Origin of the sequence: Mesorhizobium sp. M0119 (assembly GCF_040322615.1) — a bacterium.
Classification (GTDB): domain Bacteria; phylum Pseudomonadota; class Alphaproteobacteria; order Rhizobiales; family Rhizobiaceae; genus Mesorhizobium.
The window spans coordinates 146,114-168,796 of the sequence record NZ_JAMYTU010000003.1 but is presented as its reverse complement, the minus strand read 5'-3'; the positions used below and the strand labels follow the sequence as shown (position 1 = coordinate 168,796).

Here is a 22,683-nt window from a genome sequence, read left to right as displayed (position 1 = left end):
CATGACCCCGGAAACCAGAATTGTTCCTATGAAGACATGCACCCGGCCGAAGGACTAAAGAGGGTCCTGTGGCGCCAAAGGCCCGCGTTGAAGCGGCGGAACGGACCGTTAAGCCCGGATGGACCGCAGCCAAGAAATGTACGGAAATTCTTAGTCATTCTTTTATGCAATCCTGCTTTAATAGGGAAATGGACTGGCGTGCCCGCATTTCTAGGTGTTTTTTCCGCGCTATGCGACCGATCGGCGAGAGCGGCAACGTTGCTACTATTTTTGCTCTATCTTTGCCGATTGTCGTCGGCGGTGCGGGCCTCGGTATCGAGACTTCCTATTGGTATTACAGCAGCCTGAAGCTACAAGCGGTGGCGGATGCGGCGGCCTATGCTGGCGCTTTGGAAAAGGTTTCGGGATCCGACACGCCAAAGATCGTCTCCGCAGCGACAGCGTCAGCGACCACGAACGGCTGGGGACCGTCAGCAGGTACAATAGAGGTCTTCTCGCCTCCGTCAGCCGGTCCAAATGTCGGAAAAAAGGCGGTTGAGGTAGTCGTTCATCAGAACCTCGATCGGTTCTTTACGTCGATATTCACGCAAAACACAGTTGGCGCACAAGCAAGGGCGGTGGCTCTTATTACGGATGCTTCAAAAGCCTGCATCTTGACGGTCGATCCTTCCGCTTCGAAAGCGGCGCTCTTTTCCGGCAGTTCGACCACAAAACTGACAGGCTGCTCCGTCATGTCGAATTCGATAGCTCCGGACGCCATCAAACTTCAGGGATCGGCAAGCCTTGATGTCGATTGCCTGATATCGGCAGGCGGTGTTTCGTTGAGCAACGTCGTGAAGACCGTTTGCGCCAGCCTGATAACTCAGGCGCTGCCCGCTGCTGATCCTTTTGCCGACCTGCCGGCGCCGCCGGCCACGAACCCTTGTCAAAACGACAATCAGTCAACCTTGCAACCTGGAACATACTGCAAGGGGCTCAGCTTGAGCGGCAATGTAACCCTCTCGCCCGGGATATACGTCATTGAGGGAGGCGATTTCAAAGCGAGCTCGAATGCAAATATTTCCGGAGAGGGTGTCGTCATTTATCTGGCCGGTACCTCCGGCGTTAGCATGAACGGCACGGCGACCGTCAAGCTCAGCGCACCGACGTCGGGCACCTATTCAGGTGTGCTGTTCTATGGCGACAGAGCCAACCTGGCGGGATCCAACACGTTTAATGGCACGGCGGATTCGCTATTGACCGGCGCTCTGTATTTTCCAACACAGGGCGTCAATTATCTCGGCAATTTCTCGGGCAAAGGTGGTTGCACACAGGTCGTCGCCAGTACCGTGCAATGGTCCGGCAACGCAAACATCATTCAGGATTGCACGAGCCTTGGAATGCGAGACATTCCGGCCACGCAAACCGTTCAGCTTGTCGAGTAGTTTTCGTGGATCGGCTACAAGTCCGGATGCTCCGGAGTGATTCGGGTGTTGCCGCGGTAGAGTTTGCGCTGGTTCTGCCCATCCTTTGCCTGGTACTTCTTGGCATCATCGACGGCTGGTCTTTTGTCTCGAGCGCATTGTCGATGCGTGCAGGCGTCAAAACCGCGGCGAACCTCGTGATGCAAGGAGCAGTCGAGGATACGACTATCCAAGCTGTCGCTCTTTCGAGCTGGGAAAACCATCCTGATGGCGCGCAGGTGGCAGTGAGCCGGAAATACATGTGCGGGAACATCGTGGCCGATCCATCGATCCTGTGCGACACTTTGAAAGCCCCCTCGGTCTTCCTCGTAATACAGGCGACAGCCACCTGGTCACCGCCCTTCAGTTTTGGCGCGTTTTCCTTCTCGCGCGAACTCAGTCATCAACAGGTGATTCGTGTCCGCTAAGTCGAGAGCTTTCACGGGGGATGCATCAGGCGGAGCTGCATTAGAGTTCGCGCTGATCGCGCCTTTTCTGATAATGCTTTTGATCGGCATCTTTGCATTCGGCTGGGCTCTAAATGCTATGTCGAGTGTTCGGTACACGCTGGAAACGTCGTCACGTGCGCTGCAAATGAAGAACTCGCTGACGCAGGCCCAGATCCAAGCCATTGCCACGGAAAAATTACTGGATTTGGGATTGAAAGACGTCGAGGTGACAATAGCAATCGACGCCCCCAGCGGCGGCTTTCGCATGGCACATCTGACCGCCCAATATGCGTTCGTAATCGAGTTCCCGTATTTCGACCGATATCCGATAAATTATCAGACAACTGTCACAGTTCCCCTGATTGCATCGTGAGCACGTCCCCGGCCAGTCGAGCGGCACATTTCGCGGATGTTCGCTGCACGCCGCCTTTATAGGCGATCGCCTTGTACAGCGTGCCGTTGCCGGCTTTGTTCCGGCCGAGCCCCACCTCGCCTAATGCTGCGCCGCCGCTACTTGTTTGTTGACAGCATGCGAGGCCCACATGTGGATTTTGGCAGCAGAGGGCTGGAGGCTTCTCAAGCAGAGCGTCCTCGGCTTCATCGATGACAATGCGCTGAGCCATGGGGCGGCGATAGCGTTTTATGCCACGACTTCGCTTGCGCCGATCCTGCTCATCGTTGTCGCAATCGCCGGCATGGCCTTCGGGCATGAGGCGGCGCAACTCGCCCTTTCGGCGCAGATCGCCGGCCTGATGGGCCCGCAAAGCGCCGAGCTGCTGCAGGCAACGATCGAAAACGCCTCGCAGAAGGAAGCGGGAACCCTTGCCAGCATTCTGGGGCTGGTCACGCTGTTCGTTGCCGCATCCGGCGTGTTCGGCGAAATGCAGCTGGCGCTGAACGAAATCTGGAAAGTCAAACCGAGCGGGGCAACGATTTCACGGCTGGTGCGGGCACGCATCGCAAGCCTGGGCCTGGTCGCCGCTCTCGGCTTTCTGCTGTTGGTGTCGCTGGTTGCGAGCGCCGCGATTTCGGCGCTCGGAGACGTCATCAACGCCTATCTGCCGTTCGGCACCATCATCCTGAGCGCCATCAACGGGATCGTGTCTTTTGCCCTGATCGCGCTGCTGTTTGCCGCGATCTACAAGGTGCTGCCGGACCGCAGCCTGCAATGGCGCGATGTCGGCCTCGGCGCCGTGGTCACCGGGTTTCTGTTCACCATCGGCAAGTCGCTGATTGGCTGGTATATCGGAACCAGCGCCATCTCGTCGTCATACGGCGCGGCCGGCGCCCTGCTCGTCGTGCTGTTATGGGTCTATTATTCGGCGGAGATATTTCTGCTGGGCGCCGAATTCACGCGAGCCTATTCGGTCCGACACGGCAGCCGGACCGATTTGAAGAACAAGGTGGAATCGCGTGACAAATGAGTTCACGCCGAAATTCGACCTCGCCGGCAAGGTGGTGCTGGTCACCGCCGCCTCGCGCGGCACCGGAGATCGCGGCAGGCGAACTGCACTGGCCAACCTGGTGTCCGGCTTTCTCATTCATTGCCGGCGAGCCAACGGACCATGTTCGCCAGTAGCCGGAAATCGTCTCGGGACAATTCGGCCCCGAGGCCTCGCCGATCGGCGCGGCGATACTGCCGTTCTCGGCACTGCTAGCCCCCGACAGCGGCGTGCTGATGATCGGCAAGGACAGAACAATGCTGCCGGGCAGCCTTTCGAGGCTCGCCAGCCAAAGCCAGCCAGGCAGAAGCTCAGCGACTTCAACGGGATAGGATGGCGCTGCAAGAGAGCATCAAGCTCTGGGCATCATCAACATCAGCTCGCAGTCCGGCATGGGCACGGCGGGCTTTTTGCGCCGGCACCGGAACTTTTAGCGGCTGCTAATCTTCATTCGTAACCAACATTGAAATGCCGATCGGTCCGCGCTCCGCTTCAGTGCGGGCCAAGGAAGCAAGGAGGAATATATGAACTGGGATCAAATCAAGGGAAAATGGACGCAGTTCAAAGGCAAGGCGAAAGAGCAGTGGGGTGACCTCACCGACGACGATCTTGATCGGATCGAGGGCAATCGGGAGCAGCTCTTGGGACGTATCCAGGAGCGATATGGCATCGCCAAGGAAGAGGCTGAGCGCCAGGTAGATGACTGGTCCAGAAGCATCAGCTGAGCCTTGGGCGCGCAACGCCGTCTGCTGCCCACCACCGAGGTGAAACTCTGCGCCGCCCGCCGTGCCGACTGGTGCGGTGGGCTCTTCGACAGCGTGGCCCGCAAGGAACCTTTAGGTCGGCGTGGCCTCACAATCGTTGCGCTCAAGCAGGTCAGACTTAGGTCCCAAGCAAAATACTCCAGGATTGGACCGAAGCCCCGGCTGAGGAACGTAGCCGGCCGGCTCACGTTGTGGTGAGCTTTGGCGCGACGAAGATGCGTCCCGGCGGAAGAGTTCAAGCCAGGGAGGAGAGGCCCGACGCTCCGAACGAGCGTCGGGCCTGGGCGTAAATGCAAACCATCAGCAGACTGTTCAATTCCCATGCCCAGGCGGCACGTGCCGTTGCCAGGCTTCAGGCCGCCGGGATTCGTCGCCGGCAAATCAGCGTCGTCGGATCTTACAACGATAACGATGAACCGATCAGCGTTGCTGGATATTACGATGATGAGGTGAGCGTTCTCTGGCGGGGTGCGATTGCTGGTGCCGCACTTGGCGCGACGGCTGGTCTGTTGGCCGGTTTTAGCGCTTTTGGAGCTCAAGGCGTTGATCCTGCGGGGATGGCCGGCATGGCCCTGGTCGGTGCGGCGTGGGGCGGCTTTGCCGGCGTGCTTCTCGGAACTTTTGCCAATTTTGCCCAGAAGCCGCGCAAGCCGAAGATCGCAGAGGGTGTCGTACTGGTGATGGCCCGCGTCGATGAAAAGCAGGCCGGCGCCGCGCATACGGTGCTCCGGAGTTCCGCGGAGATGCCTACCGGGCCGATGAAGAGGAGCGCTTTGCCAAATTCAAGCCGGCTCCGCGTCCGATCTGGTGCCCGATGAAGTTTGTTTCGCGAAACGGGAATTCAAGCCGGAAACGCCCGACGAAAGCTTGGCAAACCAACACTTTGGAGGCATGCGGGCTGCTTGCCGTCGTGCTGTCCCTTATTCTTACCGTTCTGTTGGCTGGTCTCATCCTTGGCTGAACCCATGCCCTTGCCATCGGCGACACGGTGCCGAGCTCCGGCAAATTGGCAACTGGCGAAGGTGTGTGGCCAGTTCGAAGGATTAAACCATTCGTGCTAAGCGTTAATAGCTTGTAGCCATGGGAGAGGACGCCAACGTGGACAAACGGGCTGAAGGAGACACGGAGAGATTGGCTCGAGGCGAGTTCGAGCTCAAAGCCGAGCGATATGGCGTGAACGCCTTTCTTCTCGTTGTCGAACTTGTAAATCTGCTGGAAAAGCGCGGAACGATCAGCAGCGACGACGTCGCGAAAATAGCCGAGGCCGCCGCACTTGCCGTTGCCGCATCCAGTCAACCCGACGTGAACAGCATCAATCTGTTGCAGGCCATCGCTGCCGCCCGCCGGCCCAAATAGGCCTATATCAAATCCGCCAGCAATCGGCGCCAACCGATAAACGCTATATTGAACTGATCTCGATCGAGCGTGCGGAGCCCTTTCATGTGCAATGACTACGAGCAGCACATCGCCTGGGCCGAATATTGCCGGATGATGGAATCGCTGGCGCTCAAAATCCCCAGCCATCAAACCGAACTGGATCTGCCGCAGGCAGATGACATCCACATCAACGACCCCGCGCCCGTAATGCGGGCTGCCGGCGACACAATCGAACTGGCGTCGATGACGTTCGGCTTTCCTCCGGCCGGGCCAAAAGGCGGACCTGTATTCAACTTTCGCTCCGAGGGCCGACAGTTCGGCAACAGCAAGCGCTGCCTCGTTCCGGCCTCGGCATTCTTCGAATTCACGGGAACGAAATATCCAAAAACCAAGCACAGGTTCACGCTGAATGGCCATTCGTTCATGGCGATTGCCGGGCTGTGGCGCGAGCGTGTCGGCAACAAGCCGCCGACGTTCACGATGCTGACGACCGATCCAGGCCCGGATGTCGCGCCATATCACAACCGGCAAGTGGTTGTGCTCCCGCCATCGAACTGGGCGGCCTGGATCCATCTGACGAAGTCCGAGGCTGAACTCCTGCGACCGCTGCCGGAGGGGTCGCTCAGTGTGGAAACAGCTCGGGCAGGATCGGAGTAGGAACCATCGGATAATTGCGCGCTGAGCTGCGGCCGCGCCGCATAGTCACGGCGAGGCGCGCCATGCTCAGAACGAATGCCCGCACGACATAAGCGCTTCAGCCCCGCTTGACGTAGCCGGCGGTGACCTCGTCTTTGTGGGCGGCGAAAGCTTCCAAGACTTCGGTTTTCTCAGGCTTCGGAATTTTGAAATGATCCAAGGTCCGCCCGAGTTCCGCTGCGACCTCATCGAACTCCGCGGGGGAAATCCGCAGGTCGCGATGCGCCTCCTCGAGGCCAAGCGGCGTCGTGCCGGGCTTGGTGGCCACGAACTTGAAGGGCCCGCCAGAAACGTCGCAGACCCACAGCGTGCGCATGAACTTGAGGCCGGGCAACCTTTCAAGGTTCTTGGTGTGCCATTTGCGCAATTGTGGGTTCTTCGACTTCTTGCCGACGATCGGGTTCTTCACGACGGCGTCGCTGAAATGATCGATCACCGCCGCGATGGCGAACACACCCCCCAGCCGCTCATACAGACTTTTCTCAGATGTGCTTTTCTTGGCCTGCGCGAGCGCCTTGTCGGCAGGCAATACCGCCGTCGATGCGGCGGCCAGCGCCAGCGCGGCGACAACACTTCGTCTTGTCAAAGAGGTCGAAATTTTCATCCCTGGTTCCCTTCGAGGTTAGGCCAGAGCAAGCCGCAGCCTGACTGGCGGGCTTCATGAAGTGACATTCGGACACGTTGCCATATTTTAGCATCGTCTAAGGAACTAACGAGCCCTTCGCCCGAATTATTCCGATGGACGGCATTGTCGTGGTCAACATGCGTAACGGCCGCGCGGATGAGGAAGGCTTAAGCATGCGTCGCTGCACGCGGCAGAGGTCGCGAAGCCACTTCGGCCGCATCGGCGGCCCGATCGATGTTGCGGGCACCGTAGTGTTCCTGGCCTCGCTGGCGGCGGTCGCCTGCGGCCAATAGCCTATGCTTTTCGAAGATCGCTAGCTTCTGCGGATAGGTGATCCGCACCTTCGCGTTGCACCCGTCGCATTTGAAGTGCGCGATCGTTCTTAGTGCAGAGCCCTTTCTTACCGCCGGATGCGAGCAATCCGGACATTCGAATGTGAGCGCGACATCCGATAGGTCTTCGGCTAAGCCCATTTTCATCCCCTTCGCAAGCTCGGTGGCTACACTCTGGCGAGTCTCAATGAGCAATTCAGATGCCAGACGGCTGTGCCAAAGCGGGACCAGACCAATTCGCCTCGGAACGCCGCCAAGCTAGTGTGCCTTCTCTGTGCCTTTTGAGCGACGAAGAGACCTAACTTCCTCCAGCAGTTCGCGCTCATTGGTAGTCAAGTTTCGGAAGATTGCGACAATCATCACCGCCAAGGCTTCGGCATCCAGGCTTAGAGGGTCAATGTGTTCATCTGTGCAAACCTGATCAAACACCCGTTCACAAATAGCCAAATCGTGAGGGCTGAGGCGAGTGCGATTGAAACGCTGGCGCGACATTTGCGAGCCTTCGAGGCCCGCTGCCGTGCACAAAATGCGCGCCCTAACAAGAAACGCGAGTCGTTGAGTGATTGTTCCCGACTGCAAGCTTTGGTCCGCCGCCTGCAGCAGGGGCAGACCAGAATGCTTTCCGCGCGCGCATCATGGCGCATGCATCGATCGCTTCAGTGTGGTTCGATTGATGCTGGAGTCTGCCCGGGGAACTAGCGACCAGTTGGCGCTAACAGGTGCATGCTGAATTCGATGGTGCTGCGAGAGAGGATTGAACTCTCGACCTCTCCCTTACCAAGGGAGTGCTCTACCACTGAGCTACCGCAGCCGCCGATGGCGGGGCTTCTGCCATATCGAACCGGCAAGCGCAAGGCCAAGACAAAGACGGGTTGAAAGGCCGCACCAGGCGGTTGTTGCGGACATGGCCGTGCCACAATGTTGGCTATCCCTTGATCCGCACCGGCGGGTCGCCGGCCGGGGACGGAACGATGAACGGCAAGATAGTTTCTCCGAACAAGCCACCGAAGAAGGACGATCCAGCGAAAAAGGCCGGAGCGGGCCGCAAGGACCGGTTGGCCGAGCAGTTGCGCGCCAACCTGCAGAAGCGCAAGGCGCAATCGCGCTCGCGAAGGACCGGCGACGCCGACGAGCGGCCAGAGGGGCTGCAGGCGGTGATGAAAGAAGATTAACGCGAATCGGCTATGTTGGTCGCCGGTACTTTGGCCAAGTCGGCGTGGGCCAAAGTGGGGGAATAGCCTGTTTCTTGAACCAAGCCGGCCAATGGTCTAGATGGGCGGCAACAGACTCAACCGATTTAAACCGGCCTTTCGGCCGAGGGGACGCTCTTCATGGATCGCATCAGAATTGTCGGCGGCAACAAGCTTGCCGGAAGCATCCCGATCTCGGGCGCGAAAAACGCCGCGCTGCCGCTGATGATCGCCTCGTTGCTGACAGACGACACGCTGACGCTGGAAAACGTGCCGCATCTTGCCGATGTCGAGCAGCTGATCCGCATCCTCGGCAATCACGGCGTCGACTATTCGGTCAATGGCCGCCGCGAAAAGCAGCAGGAAGGCTATTCGCGCACCATTACTTTCTCCGCCCGCAACATTGTCGACACGACGGCGCCTTACGAGCTGGTGTCGAAGATGCGGGCCTCGTTCTGGGTGATTGGGCCGCTGCTGGCCCGCATGGGCGAGGCCAAGGTGTCGCTGCCCGGCGGCTGCGCCATCGGCACGCGCCCGGTCGACCTGTTCCTGGAAGGCCTGCAGGCGCTGGGCGCCGATATCGACGTCGACACCGGCTATGTCATCGCCAAGACCAGGAACGGCCGGCTTGTCGGCAACCGCTATGTGTTCCCGAAAGTCTCGGTCGGCGCCACCCATGTGCTGATGATGGCGGCCTCGCTGGCCAAGGGCGAGACGGTGCTCGAAAACGCCGCGCGCGAGCCCGAGATCGTCAACCTCGCCGAATGCCTCAACGCCATGGGCGCGAAGATCTCCGGCGCCGGTACGGCGACCATCACCATCGACGGCGTCGAGGCGCTGTCGGGCGCCCGCGTCAGGGTGATCCCCGACCGTATCGAGACCGGCACCTATGCGATGGCGGTGGCGATGACCGGCGGCGACGTCGTGCTGGAAGGCGCGCGGCCCGACCTGTTGCAGACGGCGCTGGACATCATTTCGCAGACGGGCGCCGAGATCACGCAGACCAATTCCGGCATTCGCGTCAGGCGCAACGGCGCCGGCATTTCACCGGTCGACGTGACGACGGCGCCCTTCCCGGCTTTCCCGACCGATCTGCAGGCGCAGTTCATGGGCCTGATGACGATGGCCAAGGGCAAGTCGCGCATCACCGAGACGATCTTCGAAAACCGCTTCATGCACGTCCAGGAACTCGCCCGGCTAGGCGCCCACATCACGCTGTCCGGCCAGACAGCGATCGTCGACGGCGTAGCGAAGCTCAAGGGCGCGCCGGTCATGGCGACCGACCTTCGCGCCTCGGTGTCGCTGGTCATCGCCGGCCTTGCGGCCGAAGGCGAAACCACGGTCAACCGCGTCTACCATCTCGACCGCGGCTTCGAGCGGCTGGAGGAAAAGCTGTCCGGCTGCGGCGCGGAGATCGAGCGCATTTCGGGCTAGAGCCTTTCCGCAAGGCTTGCGGTCCGGTTGCGCGGATCGCCAAGACCGCCTAACAGAAGGCCAAATGTAAACCTTCGCAGGTGCGAATTCCGCATGAATGGCCTTAAGCTTGTCGCGCTCGACGATCAGGATTTGAGCATCATCTCGGCGCATGTCCAGGATGCCGTCATGAAGGTCAGCGATCTCGAATACCTGCCTTCGGTCAAGCGCTTCGTGCTGACCATGAACCGCTTCGTGTGGGAGGCGAAATCCGGCTTCTTGCGCCGGCACAATGAGCGGCGGCAGGCCGTACTGCATTTCGACCGGGTGCTCGGCGCCAAGACCAGCGGCATTGCCCGCGACAAGCCCGACGAAGTGTTGTCGCTGCTGGCGATCAGCTTTCTCGCGCTCGACAAGCCGGCCGGCATCGTCGAGCTGATCTTTTCGGGCGGCGGCGCGATCATGCTCGATGTCGAATGCATCGAGGCACGGCTTGCCGATGTCGGCGGCGCCTGGGAAGCGACGTCGCGCCCGGTCCACAGGGTTTGAGCCGATGGCCATCATGCTTCGCCAGTCCGACGCCGATTTCGAGCAGCGCTTTGCCGCGTTCCTGCTGACCAAGCGGGAAGTCTCGGCCGATGTCGACGCCGTGGTGCGCGAGATCATCGCCAAGGTGCGCGCCGAGGGCGACGCGGCGCTTATCGGGTACACGCAGAAATTCGGCGGCGGCGACCTGGCCGAGCTCGGCATCGCCGTCTCCAGGGACGACATTGCCAAGGCTTACGATGCAGCCGATCCGCAGACGGTCGAGGCGCTGAAATTCGCGCGCGAGCGCATCCGCGCCCATCACCAGCGGCAGCTGCCGCAGGACGACCGCTACACCGATGCCGCCGGCGTCGAGCTCGGCTCGCGCTGGACGGCGATCGAGGCCGTCGGGCTCTATGTGCCGGGCGGCACGGCGAGCTATCCAAGCTCGGTGCTGATGAATGCCGTGCCGGCTAAGGTCGCCGGCGTCGAGCGCATCGCCATGGTGGTGCCGGCCTCCGGCGGCGAGGTGCCGCCGCTGGTGCTGGTGGCAGCCGACCTTGCCGGCGTTTCCGAAATCTACCGCGTCGGCGGCGCCCAGGCGATCGCCGCCCTTGCCTATGGTACCGAGACGATAAAGCCCGTCGCCAAGATCGTCGGCCCCGGCAATGCCTATGTCGCGGCGGCGAAACGCCAGGTGTTCGGCACGGTCGGCATCGACATGATCGCCGGGCCGTCGGAAGTGCTGGTCGTGGCCGACGGTAGCAACGATCCGGACTGGATCGCCGCCGACCTCCTCGCCCAGGCCGAACACGACGTGTCGGCGCAGTCGATCCTGATCACCAACGACCGCGCGTTTGGCGCAGCGGTCGAACAGGCGGTCGAACGCCAGTTGCAGCACCTGCCGCGCGGAAAAACGGCGGCGGCGAGCTGGCGCGATTTCGGCGCCGTGATCCTGGTGCCGACGATCGAGGCAGCACTGCCGCTGGTCGACCGCATCGCGGCCGAACATGTCGAGCTTGCCATCGACGACCCAGAGGCTTTCCTGGCGCGGATGCGCAATGCCGGTGCGGTGTTTCTCGGCCGCCACACGCCGGAGGCCATCGGCGACTATGTCGCCGGCTCCAACCACGTGCTGCCGACGGCGCGCTCGGCGCGCTTTTCGTCCGGGCTTTCGGTGCTCGATTTCGTCAAGCGCACGTCGATCCTGAAGCTCGGGCCGGAGCAGTTGCGGGCACTGGCGCCGGCGGCGATCACGCTGGCCAAGGCGGAAGGTCTCGATGCGCATGGTCGCTCCGTCGGCATCCGGCTGAACATGTAGAAATGTCCGACTACGACCAAACCCGCGCCAGGCTGATCGATGTCGAGCTCGACGAGACGATCGGCCGTTCGACGCCCGATGTCGAGCATGAGCGGGCGGTGGCGATCTTCGACCTGATCGAGGAGAACCGGTTCCAGCCGGTCAATGACGACGGCGCCGGGCCATACCGGCTGAAACTGTCGCTGGCCGAGTCGCGCCTGGTGTTTGCGGTGGCGCGCGAGGACGGCGCAGCCGTGGTCACCCACATCCTGTCGCTGACGCCGCTTAGGCGCATCGTCAAGGACTACTACATGATCTGCGAAAGCTATTACGACGCCATCCGCACCGCGACGCCCAGCCACATCGAGGCGATCGACATGGGCCGGCGCGGCCTACACAATGAAGGCTCGCAGACGCTGATGGACCGGCTTGCCGGCAAGATCGAGATTGACTTCGACACGGCGCGCCGGCTGTTCACGCTGGTTTGCGTGCTGCACTGGCGAGGCTGAACTGGCCGCCCCGCTGCCCCGCCCGATCCTGCCCCGCTCGATCCTGTTTGTCTGCGGCATGAACGTCGTGCGCTCGCCGATGGCCGAATTGCTGGCGCGCAAGGTGCTTCCGCCCACCACCTTCGTCGCCTCGGCCGGGGTGCGCGGCGGCGAACGCGATCCGTTCGTCGATGCCGTGCTGGCCGAAGAAGGGCTGTCGCTGGGCGAACGGCACCCGAGAACGATGGACGACCTCGAGGACGACTATTTCGACCTGATCGTGACTCTGGCGCCGGAAGCCCACCACACCGCGCTCGAGCTAACCCGCTCGCTGGCCGTCGAGGTCGAGTATTGGCCGATGCCCGACCCGACCGGCGTCAGCGGCACGCGCGAGCAAATCATGGCCGCCTACCGCGACGTGCGCGAGCGCCTGAAGGCGCGGATCGGCCGCCGTTTTCTCGGCAACGGGGCTGAAAACGCCGCGGATTAAGCATGTTCACAAGCGGACGTTTATCATATAGGTTCCGCGCAACTTTCCGGCCGGGGCGCTGGAAGTACCCATCCAAGCAAAGGTATCGAATGCCGAAGGAAGAAGTCCTCGAGTTTCCGGGTGTCGTGACGGAATTGCTGCCCAACGCGATGTTCAGGGTCAAGCTCGAAAACGAACATGAAATCATCGCCCATACGGCCGGCCGCATGCGCAAGAACCGCATCCGTGTTTTGACCGGCGACAAGGTCCTGGTCGAGATGACGCCCTACGACCTGACCAAGGGCCGCATCACCTACCGCTTCAAGTAAGTTCAAGGACCCGGCCGGGATCGCGATGGGCATTTTGCAGAAGCTCGTGCTTGCCTCGGGTTCGCCGCGCCGGATCGAGCTGCTGCAGCAGGCCGGCATCGAGCCGGACCGCGTGCTGCCGGCCGATGTCGACGAGACGCCGCTGCGCGCCGAACACCCGCGTTCGCTGGCCAAGCGGCTGGCGATGCAGAAGGCCGAGAAAGCGCTGGCCTCGCTGAAAACCGAGACGGACTACCTGCCGAGCTTCGTGCTGGCCGCCGACACGGTGGTTGCCGTCGGGCGGCGCATCCTGCCCAAGGCCGAGACGCTCGACGACGCCGCAAACTGCCTCGGGCTTCTGTCCGGCCGTTCGCACCGCGTCTATTCGGGCATCTGCCTGATCACGCCGGGCGGCAAGCAGCGCTTGCGGCTGGTCGAGACCAGGGTGCGGTTCAAGCGGCTGCCGCGCGAGGAGATCGAGGCCTACATCGCGTCGGGAGAATGGCGCGGCAAGGCCGGCGGCTATGGCGTCCAGGGGCTTGCCGGTGCCTTCGTCGTCAAGCTTGTCGGCTCCTACACCAACGTCGTCGGCCTGCCGCTCTACGAGACGGTAGCGCTTTTGGGCGGCGAAGGGTTCAAGGTGCACGCCAACTGGCTGTCGGGTGCGCGGATATGAGCCCGGACGACAAGGTCACGCCGCTGCGTCCCAAGCGGCCCTGCCCCGAATGCGGCAAGCCATCGGCGCGCGAAACCTACCCGTTCTGCTCGACCCGCTGCAAGGACATCGACCTCAACCGCTGGCTGAAGGGGGTCTACGTCATCCCGGGCCGCGACGACGAGGACGACAACGACGACCAGAAATAGCGCCGTCCGCCTGCGGTTTTCCACAAGCTTGGGGCGGCTTGCCCGCCCTGACCGCGGCCGGTGAACTGGCCCGCATTGAGGGCCAATCGTTTCTGCCTGAAATCAATGTCCAGCCTGTTCCACCCGGATAGAATCGGATGGAACAGGTTCTGGCTTTTTGTTTGAGCATGATCTTTTCCGAAAACCGGATTCCACTTTTCGGGATCATGCTTTTTGTCTGAGCATGATCTTTTTCCGAAAACCGGATTCCACTTTTCGGGATCATGCTCTAAGCGCTGGACAGGCCGAATTCCCGTGCTATAACCCACGCGCTTTCAAGGGGTGCCGACGGCGCTTTCATGAACCCGGTGTGCAGATTGCCGCCCGCCGGAGCAGGCCCAGATAGCTCAGTTGGTAGAGCAGCGGACTGAAAATCCGCGTGTCGGTGGTTCGAATCCGCCTCTGGGCACCATTTTTCCCTGTACGGCCCGGAGACGTGGGTAACAGTTTGTATGGGTGACAACCTCGCGCCGAGCGCATTGTCGATGGCGTGCAAGAATTGTCTGGACCATGGCGCCAGCGACTCCTGCTCGCCGGCCAATGTCGATGAAGAACGTCTTCAGCATCTTGGATCCCGCTCTGGCCACAACCGCCCTACAGACCGAGGGCGCAGCCGTCCTTGCGCGGTTCGGAACCGCCCAGCAGGGTGCCGTTTGCCCAATCGATGCGAATGGCCTGCGCGCCGCCGATCGGGTCCGTGGCAGGAATGATTTCGAAACCGCGCCGGCTAAGTTCAGCTACTGTTTCGCCAGCGAGCCCGTGTTCGGCCTGGACCTTCATCGTGCCGCTGACGGGCGTGACCCGCGGCAGATCAATCGCCTCCTGCAGATCCATCCCGAAGTCGAGCACTTTCGTCAGCAGGTGCGCGTGGCCCATTGCCTGGTAGTAGCCACCCATAACGCCGAAAGGCATTTCCGCCCGGCCGCCTCTCGCAAGCATCCCGGGTATGATGGTATGCAAAGGTCGCTTGTTCGGCGCCACCGCATTAGGGTGCTTAGGGTCAAGCGAAAAGCTTTGCCCGCGATTGTGCAAGACGACACCGGAGCGCGGAGAGACCAGGCCCGAGCCAAAGCTGTCGAAGACCGAGTTGATGAAGCTGACCGCGTTGCGATCCTTGTCGACAACGGAAATATAGACCGTGTCGCTGTGCAGCGGCATATCGAACGCCGGCAGGTCCGCGCGTGCGCGCTTCAGGTCGATCATGCCGGCCAGACGATCGGCCCAAGCATTCGACAACATGTCGGCCACCGGGACCTCGGAGGTGTCGGGATCGGCGACGAGCAGGTCACGCGCGGCGTAAGCGAGGCGTGTCGCTTCGATTTCCAGGTGAAGCCGGTCCGCGGATTGCGGGTCGCCGTGCGCTTCGAAGCGCGAGAGGATGTTTAGAATCAGCAGCGCGATCACACCCTGGCCATTCGGCGGACATTCGAACACATCGCAGCCTCGAAACGCCGTGCTGATCGGGGTCACGTACTCGCCTGTTGCCGAGGCGAAATCTTCGAGTGTGTGCAATCCGCCGAGCCCGCGAAGATAGGCGACCATGTCTTCGGCCACAGGGCCAGTGTAGAAAGCCTCTCGTCCCTTCTCGGCGATCAGCCGCAGTGTTGCGGCCAACTCAGGCTGGCGGTGCACTTCGCCAACGCCCGGTGCGCGACCGTTTGGCAGGAAAATCCGTTTCGCGGAAACATCGGAGGCCAGAAGTTCTTCCTCCAATGCCCAGTCACGATGGACCCGCGGTGAAATGGCGTAGCCTTCCTCGGCGAAACGTATGGCGGGGGCCAGGATTTGATCGAAGGGCATATGCCCATGATCAGCGTGCAATCTGGTCCAGGCATCGATCGCTCCCGGGATGGTGACGGAGCCAGGAGAATTGCGGGCCACCTCGGCCATGCCACGTTCGAGGAACCAGTCAATTGTGAGGGCGGCGGGTGTCCTGCCCGATCCGTTGTAGGCGATGACCTCACCGGATCCGTTTCGCGACAGAAGAGCGAAGCAATCGCCTCCAATGCCGGTCGAGGCTGGCTCGACGACACATTGAACTGCGCAAGCTGCGATGGCGGCATCCATGGCGTTGCCGCCGGCCGCCATGATCTCTACCGCCGTCAGGGTCGCCGACGGATGAGAGGTGGCGGCCATGGCCTCGCGTGAAACGACGACCGAGCGCGTTGGTTTCTCAAAATTTCGCATGCTGTGCCCTTCTGCTCAAGAGACGGCGTCGCTCATCGTCGAGGGGCGGTGCCGCAGATGCCGCGACATCCAGTATTCGAGTGCCGCCAAGGCACGGATGATCGCGAAGTTCAAAGTGAGATAAATGGCGCCCGCACAGATGAAGACTTCAAAGGCGCGGTAGGTCTGCGAGATCAATCCCTGGGCAATTCCAGTCACCTCCATCAAGGTCACGATGGAAGCCAGTGACGTGCCCTTGATCATCAGGATGATTTCATTGCCGTAACTCGGCAGAGCCTGGCGAAAGGCCAGCGGCAGGATAACATGCCGATAGGTCAGACAGGTGGACAGGCCGACAGACCGGGCCGCCTCGACAAGGCCGCGCGGCACCGATTGAATCGCGCCGCGCAGGATTTCGCTGCCATAGGCGGTGGTGTTGAGTGTCAGCGCGATGATTGCGCACCAGTAGGGTTCGCGGAAAACGGCCCATAATCCAATTGCCGACAGTTGGTGCCGGAACTGACCAAGGCCATAATAGGTCAGAAAAATCTGCACCAGCAGGGGCGTGCCCCTGAACACGGCAACGAAGCCACGGATCGGCATGACGACGAAGGGCGATTCCGATTGCTGGGCAAGCGCCAATGTGACGGCAAGAACGAAGCCGGCAATAATGGAAGTCAGGGCCAGTTCCATCGTAAGCGGCAGGCCAGCAAGGAGCTTCGGCAGGATTTCGAGGAAAAAACTGAAATCTATCATGCCGACCGGACGCGCCACGGCGCCTTTCGTTCCAGACGGTAAAAGGCATGGCCAGTGACGGAAGCGATAGCCAGATAGAGCAAGGCTGCAGCAATGTAGAAGATGAATGGTTCACGGGTCGAACCTGCAGCGATCTGTGCCTGGCGCATCAGTTCAACGAGGCCGATTACCGATATCAGCGAGGAGTCCTTCAGAACCAACTGCCACACATTGCCGAGACCTGGCAGCGCGTATCTCAGGAGCTGGGGAAAAATAACCTGTCGCAGCCGCTGCAGCCGGTTGAGACCAAGCGCGCAAGCGGCATCGTGCTGTCCTTGGTCGACGGCGAGGTAAGCCCCTCGATAGACCTCGGCTTGATAGGCGCCCGAGATGATGGCGATAGCCAAGGTTCCAGTGGCAAAGGCCGGAACGCCGACGAACCCGGACCCGCCCAGGCTATGACCAAGCGAGGTCAGGGCGACGCTTCCTCCATAGTAAAGCAGATAAATGGTCAGAAGGTCGGGCACGCCTCTGAAAACCGTGCAATAGCCAAGGGCCAAGAACCTCAATAGTTGGGAGTTGTGGAGACGCCCGGCCGCTGCCAGCCCGCCAAATACAGCGCCAAGCACAAAGCCCAGCACAGACAGAAGCACTGTAACCGAGGCCGCCATGAGAAGAGCGGCCCCCCAACCTCCGTGCTGGAAACCAAGCAGCCGGAATGCGTCAACCATTGATACCCCCGGCAGGGCGAACGGCTCAGCTCCGGAACGGGTCAGGACTGGCCGTTCGCCGGCAAGCGCCTACTTGACTGGCGTGACGTCGCTCTTCAGCCATTTAAGCGACAGGGTTTTGATCGTGCCATCGGCGGTCGCGGCGTCGATGGCCCCGTTGAGCATGTCTTTCAGCTTGGTGTCTTCTTTGCGAATACCGGCCCCGGAGCCAAGACCGAAGAGCCCCCCGACAAATCCTGGTCCTGCAAGCGTATAGTCGCTGAACTCCGGTTTGCTCAGCGTGGCGGCCAGCGCTGTCTGCTGTGCGAAGAGCGCGTCGATGCGACCCGCGGCAAGATCGAGATCGTGTTGCTCGGTGGTCTTGTATTCCATGATCACGTCGAACTTGCCGACGGTCAGCGCGGGGATCATGCCGTCCCAGTCCTGTGCGATGATCTTGCATTCGATCTTCATTCGCCCGCACAGATCATTGGCGAGATCGACTTCGAAGCCGTCCAGCTTGCCGTCGGCTGTTGTGAAATTCCAGGGCGCGTAGGCTCCTTCGGTGGCAATGGTAATTGCCTTTGGTGTTTCTTGTGCAACGGCGGCCTGGACCAGGCCGAACAGGACCGACGCAATAGCTGCGATGCGGCTAATTTTCATGTCATTCTCCTCTTTTTGCCGGTATGGCAGTTCCCTTTCGTCGTGCCAGATTATCTTCCGGCTTCAACGAGTTAGATGATATTTTCTAGCGCCGGCCGGGACTTGCGAAGTTGGCCAGAAGCGGCGCTGTCTCGACGATATGATCCCGCATGACGATCTCTGCCTTGCCGGCATCACCTGACCGCAGCACGTCGATCAGGATCTCGTGCTCGGCACGCGCGCTGGCGGGCTTGTCGACGTAGTCGAACCAGATGCGCAGGTAGGGCTCGATCACGACGTGCAGGCTGGCAATCTGCCGGACCAGCTTGGGTCTGTTGCTCAATTGGCAAATCTGCAGATGGAAGGCCTGATGGCGCACGACCCAGTCGCTGCTGCCGGTTTGGCTGGCGCGCTCCATCCGGTCGAGCTGGCGTTCCAGTTCTTCAAGCACGTCGACATCGATGTGCGGCATTGCAAGCCTCACCGCCAGCCCTTCGAGCACCGAGCGGATTTCAAAAGTTTCGTAGATCTCATCGAGGGTAAGCCCGGCGACGATGCAGCCACGGTTCGGGCGAATGACCACAAGACCTTCCGCGGCCAGCTGGCGGAATGCTTCGCGAACCGGCATGCGGCTCATGCCGATTTCCGTCGCGATCTCTTCCGGGATCAGCCGGTCCCCGGCCCGATAACGCCCCATCCTCAGGGCCCGCTGAATGTGGCGATAAGCCTCCTCCTCGGCGGTCGTGGTGCCCAACGGCTCGATTGCGTCTGCTGCCATGTCCTGGGTCCGATCAGAGCGTATCTGTGTATCCAATTATCCAGTTGTCGCCACCTGTGTCAAGCACCGAAGCTTGGGCGCTGTAGAATTTCTCTTGTGAGAATAACCACTTGGAAGGGAAATGGGGCAAGCACACCGTGATCAGCTAAGCCGCTGATCGGCCTATTTGGCGACTTCCGGCAAAAAGGCCCGCCGCTCCATTTGCGAAGCGGCGAGGCCCCATATTCGGGGACATTGCCGGGGTTCCCCGGCATTGCTTACAATGCAATTCAGGTGCCAGAATTGTTGACCCAAAACGGGTCAGCGCACCGGAGGCGCGAGCGCGGACCTTCCGCGATCACGCTACTGCCGCGCATTGCCATTCCTGCTATGTTACTTTGCGGCGGACCTGATTTTTCCGCCTGGCCGGCGCCCCATCAGGCAACTTACCCCAACGCGCCCCCCAGTGGCGCCGGCCATTTTCCCCTTGTTGGGGCACGGTCGCGCCGATTCTGTTATGCGCTTTCGAGCTATGGCAATCCGCCGGCGAGCCGCTTTGTCCAGCCTGCAACCATCAGTCCGCACGCGATTCCCGCGCAGTCGGCCACCCAGTCGAATAGATCCGGGTCGCGCCCTATCAGTTGCACGGCCTGAAGACCCTCGATCGCTGCGCCCGTGAGAACGAGGAGTAGGATCAGCTTCGCCTTGTGTTCCGGCCAGCCGAGACTTCCGAGAGCCGCCAGGACGACGAAGGCGGCGGCGTGATTGAGCTTGTCGTGATCAAAGGTGAAAGCCAGGCCAAGACCCCGCAGGAGCTGCTCCGGCAAAAGGGCGAACAGCAGAACGCCGGCAAACGCGGCGGGAAAGGCAATCCTTGCCACGATCTGATAAGAATCCAGGCGCAACAAGGATAGAATGGCCTTTCGTCCGAAAATCTGCAGGGGACACCGGCGAATCGAGAGCGAGCGCGGCGTCCAATCTCCGCCGTCCGGGCGTCCGGTGCATCGTCAGAATGAATGAATGCCTCGGGTGAGCTGCTGCACAGGCCGGGCTCGTGGCGAGTGCTCTGCAATGGTATAGCTTCCGCGATCACGCAATTACCTGCTGCGCCAGCGCGGCTATTATCTGGCTGCGGCGGACCTGATTTCCGCTTGGCCGGCGCTGCGTCGGGGCACCTTACCCATGCCACACGAAGCGGCGCCGGCCAGAATTCCACCGATTGCGCAAGGAGCGACCCGCGTCAAAAAGCCCGCCGCCCTGTCGGACGACGGGCTCCGTTGCCTGGGCGCCAGGGCGCCACGGTAGCGACTGATGCCACTAATGCTCCCGCAGGTTTCCAATATGCTGCTGCCGGACGGCGTTGCGCATCAGCTAAACAAACGAAGCCCGCGCCTCTGGCGGAGGGCGCGGGCCGACCGGGTTGCACCCCGATCTGCAGCAGAAACCCGGGAGGTTCCCACTGCTTAAGATAACAATTAGAGACTTCTAATGTTCCACTCGGGGGGAAGATGCCGGCTGAATCTCATTGGCGACGCGATGACGATCGAGGCGTCAGTTCGTGCGCAAGTCGATCTGGAAAATCCGCTCGTCGAAGTGCCGCGTTTCGACGGCAAAGGTCAAAGCCACTTCAAGGACCAGACCGCCACGGTCGTCCCGGACTTTGACTGCAATCCGGCGGTGAGGAAGGCCATCCCTGGCCATCTCGGCCAATGTGCGAAGGGCTTCTTTCCTGACCAGCGGGAAATCGACATATAGCGTTCCCTGATCGTCGGAATAGACGATTCCGTCTTCATCGGAATCGAAGAAGTAACGGGGCATTGCGCTTGGCCGAAGCGGCGGCATCCGGGCACGTTGTCGATAGCTGGCCGGTATCTCGGCCGATCGTGATCAGTGCCTTTCCACCGTTGGCTTCGCCGGCATCTCACTTGCGCGCGCGCAATGCCTTCACCGCCTGCGAGAGGATCATCCGGTCGCCACCGGTCCTCTTGATCAGCTTGCTCACCTGGCTAGGCGAAACACCATTTTTCCGCGCGAAATATTCGACCTCATAATACTCATCCGCCGAAACGCGATTGCGGTCGCTGAAGTCTCGCTTGCTCTTGTCGTCGGCCATTTCTCTTCTCCTGGCCCCTTCTCTTCGCTTCAGGGGGTCAACTTTGGTCAGAAGCACGCAGCAATTTGAGGGTTCGCTCGCCACAAAGTGACGCGCGAACCCTATCGGCGCAGGAAGGGACAGGGCTGCGCAGATGCCGGGTTCGATCGGAATGGAACAGCCAAGATCGGTGCGAGCAACCGTCGACTTTCCATGGAATCCTCCCGGAACGTGCAGCCAGCAACGGCTACGCGCCGCGGCGGTTCCGGGTCACGCGACGAACCAACCCTTTGCGCGCAAGGATCAGACTTAGGTCCTGCGGCGACATGTCGGTTGGTCCCTGCCGGGCGGGACCGAAGCCCCGTCGACGGAACGTTTTCAACTGGCTTCCGTTCGAGTGAGCCTTGGCGCGAAGAGCGGACCGAGTTCGCAAAGGAGACGACCATGAGAATGCATTTTTCCACCGCGGTGGCGGGACTGTTGCTGCTGGCAGGCGTCGGCGCCGCTGCGGCGCAAGACGTTATCATCGAGCCGGAGCAGGAAACGGTCATCAAGGAGTATGTGAAGAAGCAGCCGCTCGCCTCGGTGAAAATCCCTGGGGTGGAGCTCAACATCGGCTCGACGCTCCCGGACACCGTCGAGCTTCGTGAGGTCCCGAACGTCAAATATCGTTATGTCATCGTTGACAACCGCACAGTTGTCGTCGACCCAGGCACGCGCAAGATCGTCAAGGTCATCGATTGACGTGAAAGCTCGGGCAGCCGTCGCCCGCCGCTCGTAAATTGAGCGGCGGGCGACGTATGCGTCAGGGGTTCCTCGGCGTCGTCGCTCGGCAGGAACCCCGCCGTACCGTGGAGGGCCGGGGGGCCTCACAGGCAGTTTCAATGCGAACAATCAGCAGACTTTTCGATTCCCATGACCAGGCGGCGCGTGCCGTCGAAACGCTTCAGGCGGCAGGAATTGCCCGCCACCAGATCAGTGTCATCGGACCCTACGATGACGAAATCGACGCCGTCTTGCGCGGTCCAGGCACCGGTGCCGCCCTTGGCGCGGCAGGCGGTTTGTTGGCCGGCCTCGGCGCCTTTGACATGCCCGGCATCGATCCCCTCGGCGCGGGATGGCTGGCATCGGCGCTCGTCTGTGCAGTCTTGGGCGGCGTTACCGGCAGACTTCTGGGGAAATTGTCCGAACTCGGCAAGCAGCCGGGCCAGCGGGATGCCGAACAAGGTGTGATCCTGGTGCTGGCGCATGTCGATGAAAGACAGGCCGACACCGCACAGGCGGTGCTTGGGGCTTCCATTCAGGCGACGCAGTCTTTGGCCAGGGCGGCTTGAAGATTCAGCTCGGACAAAGCGCTTGACCAGGCCACGCAACGGGCCGATCAAAGCGCGCACCCAAAAATCTCTGGCAAGCCGCCGCCAGAAAGTGTTGAACACCGTGCCGATCACATTCGGCGAGCGGTTGCGCTCGGCGAGGCTTGATGATTTGCTGTCGGTTTGCGGAGAACGAATGATGCATGAGCCTGTCGGTCAAGACGAATATGGGTCGACCAGCCCGTTCGATCCGGACGATCTGTCGAGGTTGAACGCGATCGGCCCGAGCGCCGGCAGCAACGATTTCGAAAAATACGCAGTCGCCGTGATCATCGTGTTCGGCGCCCTGATCATCGGTGGCCTGATGGCTGCCGGCTTGAGCTTCGGGCGCCGCAGCACCTTCTTTTTCGCGCTTGGCGGCGCCACCGCGGCATGGATATCCGGCAATGCGCTTCTGCTCGACCGGCCGCGCATCTACGCGCTGTTCGTCGGCATCGCGGCGCTGATGCTGATCGCGTCCACGATCGCGCTGGTCACCTGATTCA

At 61.2% G+C, this 22,683-nt stretch carries 30 protein-coding genes and 2 tRNA genes; 21 read left to right on the top strand and 11 right to left on the bottom strand.

Going from position 1 to position 22,683, the window contains the following annotated elements; genetic code table 11:
• The first annotated feature begins 68 nt into the window (after window positions 1-68).
• From NKJ40_RS04485 to NKJ40_RS04450, 8 genes are all read left to right on the top strand, one after another.
• Window positions 69-1,424 (top strand): pilus assembly protein TadG-related protein, encoded by a 1,356-nt coding sequence (locus tag NKJ40_RS04485; protein WP_352464945.1) that lies wholly within the window; start codon window positions 69-71, stop codon window positions 1,422-1,424.
• Window positions 1,425-1,450: 26 nt separating this feature from the next.
• A complete protein-coding gene (locus NKJ40_RS04480; RefSeq protein WP_352464944.1) occupies window positions 1,451-1,870 on the top strand; it encodes a TadE/TadG family type IV pilus assembly protein in 420 nt (139 codons plus the stop codon).
• The gene (locus tag NKJ40_RS04475) at window positions 1,860-2,264 is read left to right on the top strand and encodes a TadE/TadG family type IV pilus assembly protein (RefSeq protein WP_352464943.1); all 405 of its coding nucleotides are present in this window, start codon (window positions 1,860-1,862) and stop codon (window positions 2,262-2,264) included. The genes NKJ40_RS04480 and NKJ40_RS04475 overlap by 11 nt, the downstream gene beginning before the upstream one ends.
• Window positions 2,265-2,433: 169 nt before the next feature.
• On the top strand, window positions 2,434-3,315 hold the full coding sequence (locus tag NKJ40_RS04470; RefSeq protein ID WP_352464941.1) for a YihY/virulence factor BrkB family protein: 882 nt from the start codon (window positions 2,434-2,436) through the stop codon (window positions 3,313-3,315).
• Between the two features lie 542 nt (window positions 3,316-3,857).
• Entirely contained in the window at window positions 3,858-4,058 is a 201-nt protein-coding gene (locus NKJ40_RS04465) for a CsbD family protein (protein WP_352464940.1), read from the top strand.
• 329 nt (window positions 4,059-4,387) lie between these two features.
• Entirely contained in the window at window positions 4,388-4,915 is a 528-nt protein-coding gene (locus tag NKJ40_RS04460) for a hypothetical protein (RefSeq protein ID WP_352464938.1), read from the top strand.
• A 280-nt stretch (window positions 4,916-5,195) separates the two neighbouring features.
• On the top strand, window positions 5,196-5,453 hold the full coding sequence (locus NKJ40_RS04455; protein WP_352464936.1) for a hypothetical protein: 258 nt from the start codon (window positions 5,196-5,198) through the stop codon (window positions 5,451-5,453).
• An 84-nt stretch (window positions 5,454-5,537) separates the two neighbouring features.
• Window positions 5,538-6,131 carry an SOS response-associated peptidase gene (locus NKJ40_RS04450; protein WP_352464935.1) on the top strand — a complete coding sequence of 198 codons (594 nt, stop codon included), beginning with the start codon at window positions 5,538-5,540 and terminating at the stop codon, window positions 6,129-6,131.
• A gap of 97 nt (window positions 6,132-6,228) precedes the next feature.
• On the opposite strand, the gene NKJ40_RS04445 is transcribed toward NKJ40_RS04450, so the two are convergent.
• Window positions 6,229-6,774 carry a group I truncated hemoglobin gene (locus NKJ40_RS04445; protein WP_352464933.1) on the bottom strand — a complete coding sequence of 182 codons (546 nt, stop codon included), beginning with the start codon at window positions 6,772-6,774 and terminating at the stop codon, window positions 6,229-6,231.
• A 134-nt stretch (window positions 6,775-6,908) separates the two neighbouring features.
• Between NKJ40_RS04445 and NKJ40_RS04440 the strand changes: the two genes are divergently transcribed.
• Window positions 6,909-7,088, top strand: coding sequence for a hypothetical protein (locus tag NKJ40_RS04440; RefSeq protein ID WP_352464932.1), 180 nt, complete (start codon window positions 6,909-6,911; stop codon window positions 7,086-7,088).
• 775 nt (window positions 7,089-7,863) lie between these two features.
• On the opposite strand, the gene NKJ40_RS04435 is transcribed toward NKJ40_RS04440, so the two are convergent.
• A tRNA-Thr gene (locus tag NKJ40_RS04435) sits at window positions 7,864-7,938 on the bottom strand.
• Between the two features lie 160 nt (window positions 7,939-8,098).
• Between NKJ40_RS04435 and NKJ40_RS04430 the strand changes: the two genes are divergently transcribed.
• The 10 genes from NKJ40_RS04430 (at window position 8,099) to NKJ40_RS04385 (ending at window position 14,135) form a co-directional block, all read left to right on the top strand.
• The gene (locus NKJ40_RS04430; protein WP_352464931.1) at window positions 8,099-8,299 is read left to right on the top strand and encodes a hypothetical protein; all 201 of its coding nucleotides are present in this window, start codon (window positions 8,099-8,101) and stop codon (window positions 8,297-8,299) included.
• Window positions 8,300-8,458: 159 nt separating this feature from the next.
• Entirely contained in the window at window positions 8,459-9,751 is a 1,293-nt protein-coding gene (gene murA / locus NKJ40_RS04425) for a UDP-N-acetylglucosamine 1-carboxyvinyltransferase (RefSeq protein WP_292662909.1), read from the top strand.
• A 93-nt stretch (window positions 9,752-9,844) separates the two neighbouring features.
• Window positions 9,845-10,279 carry a DUF2948 family protein gene (locus NKJ40_RS04420; RefSeq protein ID WP_352464930.1) on the top strand — a complete coding sequence of 145 codons (435 nt, stop codon included), beginning with the start codon at window positions 9,845-9,847 and terminating at the stop codon, window positions 10,277-10,279.
• Window positions 10,280-10,283: 4 nt separating this feature from the next.
• On the top strand, window positions 10,284-11,576 hold the full coding sequence (hisD, locus tag NKJ40_RS04415) for a histidinol dehydrogenase (protein ID WP_352464928.1): 1,293 nt from the start codon (window positions 10,284-10,286) through the stop codon (window positions 11,574-11,576).
• Window positions 11,577-11,578: 2 nt separating this feature from the next.
• Window positions 11,579-12,064 (top strand): UPF0262 family protein, encoded by a 486-nt coding sequence (locus tag NKJ40_RS04410; protein ID WP_292663977.1) that lies wholly within the window; start codon window positions 11,579-11,581, stop codon window positions 12,062-12,064.
• Window position 12,065: 1 nt separating this feature from the next.
• On the top strand, window positions 12,066-12,533 hold the full coding sequence (locus NKJ40_RS04405) for an arsenate-mycothiol transferase ArsC (RefSeq protein ID WP_352465096.1): 468 nt from the start codon (window positions 12,066-12,068) through the stop codon (window positions 12,531-12,533).
• An 89-nt stretch (window positions 12,534-12,622) separates the two neighbouring features.
• The gene (gene infA / locus NKJ40_RS04400; RefSeq protein WP_006200926.1) at window positions 12,623-12,841 is read left to right on the top strand and encodes a translation initiation factor IF-1; all 219 of its coding nucleotides are present in this window, start codon (window positions 12,623-12,625) and stop codon (window positions 12,839-12,841) included.
• Window positions 12,842-12,866: 25 nt separating this feature from the next.
• On the top strand, window positions 12,867-13,496 hold the full coding sequence (locus tag NKJ40_RS04395; protein WP_352464927.1) for a Maf-like protein: 630 nt from the start codon (window positions 12,867-12,869) through the stop codon (window positions 13,494-13,496).
• Window positions 13,493-13,684, top strand: coding sequence for a DNA gyrase inhibitor YacG (yacG, locus tag NKJ40_RS04390; protein ID WP_352464926.1), 192 nt, complete (start codon window positions 13,493-13,495; stop codon window positions 13,682-13,684). Before NKJ40_RS04395 ends, yacG begins: the two co-directional genes overlap by 4 nt.
• 375 nt (window positions 13,685-14,059) lie before the next feature.
• Window positions 14,060-14,135: transfer RNA gene (locus tag NKJ40_RS04385), tRNA-Phe, on the top strand.
• 182 nt (window positions 14,136-14,317) lie between these two features.
• On the opposite strand, the gene ggt is transcribed toward NKJ40_RS04385, so the two are convergent.
• The 8 genes from ggt to NKJ40_RS04345 all read right to left on the bottom strand — a co-directional run bounded on the left by ggt (window position 14,318) and on the right by NKJ40_RS04345 (window position 20,846).
• Window positions 14,318-15,910: a gamma-glutamyltransferase gene (ggt, locus tag NKJ40_RS04380; protein ID WP_352464925.1), complete on the bottom strand. Its 1,593-nt coding sequence runs from the start codon at window positions 15,908-15,910 to the stop codon at window positions 14,318-14,320.
• Between the two features lie 15 nt (window positions 15,911-15,925).
• Window positions 15,926-16,645 (bottom strand): ABC transporter permease, encoded by a 720-nt coding sequence (locus NKJ40_RS04375; RefSeq protein WP_352465095.1) that lies wholly within the window; start codon window positions 16,643-16,645, stop codon window positions 15,926-15,928.
• Window positions 16,642-17,355, bottom strand: coding sequence for an ABC transporter permease (locus NKJ40_RS04370; protein ID WP_352464924.1), 714 nt, complete (start codon window positions 17,353-17,355; stop codon window positions 16,642-16,644). The genes NKJ40_RS04375 and NKJ40_RS04370 overlap by 4 nt, the downstream gene beginning before the upstream one ends.
• Before the next feature lie 69 nt (window positions 17,356-17,424).
• The gene (locus NKJ40_RS04365) at window positions 17,425-17,997 is read right to left on the bottom strand and encodes a transporter substrate-binding domain-containing protein (RefSeq protein ID WP_352464923.1); all 573 of its coding nucleotides are present in this window, start codon (window positions 17,995-17,997) and stop codon (window positions 17,425-17,427) included.
• Between the two features lie 85 nt (window positions 17,998-18,082).
• Complete coding sequence (locus tag NKJ40_RS04360) at window positions 18,083-18,730, bottom strand: GntR family transcriptional regulator (RefSeq protein ID WP_352464922.1); 648 nt, start codon at window positions 18,728-18,730, stop codon at window positions 18,083-18,085.
• 533 nt (window positions 18,731-19,263) lie between these two features.
• Window positions 19,264-19,641, bottom strand: a complete 378-nt coding sequence (locus tag NKJ40_RS04355) for a VanZ family protein (RefSeq protein ID WP_352464921.1) — start codon at window positions 19,639-19,641, stop codon at window positions 19,264-19,266.
• Window positions 19,642-20,284: 643 nt separating this feature from the next.
• Window positions 20,285-20,551, bottom strand: a complete 267-nt coding sequence (locus NKJ40_RS31865; RefSeq protein ID WP_502903689.1) for a DUF6894 family protein — start codon at window positions 20,549-20,551, stop codon at window positions 20,285-20,287.
• A 103-nt stretch (window positions 20,552-20,654) separates the two neighbouring features.
• A complete protein-coding gene (locus tag NKJ40_RS04345; protein WP_352464919.1) occupies window positions 20,655-20,846 on the bottom strand; it encodes a DUF3606 domain-containing protein in 192 nt (63 codons plus the stop codon).
• Window positions 20,847-21,269: 423 nt separating this feature from the next.
• Here NKJ40_RS04345 and NKJ40_RS04340 point away from each other — a divergent pair, with 423 nt between their 5' ends.
• On the top strand, window positions 21,270-21,569 hold the full coding sequence (locus tag NKJ40_RS04340) for a DUF1236 domain-containing protein (RefSeq protein WP_352464918.1): 300 nt from the start codon (window positions 21,270-21,272) through the stop codon (window positions 21,567-21,569).
• Between the two features lie 137 nt (window positions 21,570-21,706).
• Here the strand turns inward: NKJ40_RS04340 and NKJ40_RS04335 are convergent, their stop codons facing one another.
• On the bottom strand, window positions 21,707-22,273 hold the full coding sequence (locus NKJ40_RS04335) for a hypothetical protein (RefSeq protein ID WP_352464917.1): 567 nt from the start codon (window positions 22,271-22,273) through the stop codon (window positions 21,707-21,709).
• Between the two features lie 61 nt (window positions 22,274-22,334).
• Here NKJ40_RS04335 and NKJ40_RS04330 point away from each other — a divergent pair, with 61 nt between their 5' ends.
• Window positions 22,335-22,679 carry a hypothetical protein gene (locus tag NKJ40_RS04330; RefSeq protein WP_254820014.1) on the top strand — a complete coding sequence of 115 codons (345 nt, stop codon included), beginning with the start codon at window positions 22,335-22,337 and terminating at the stop codon, window positions 22,677-22,679.
• Window positions 22,680-22,683 lie beyond the last annotated feature (4 nt).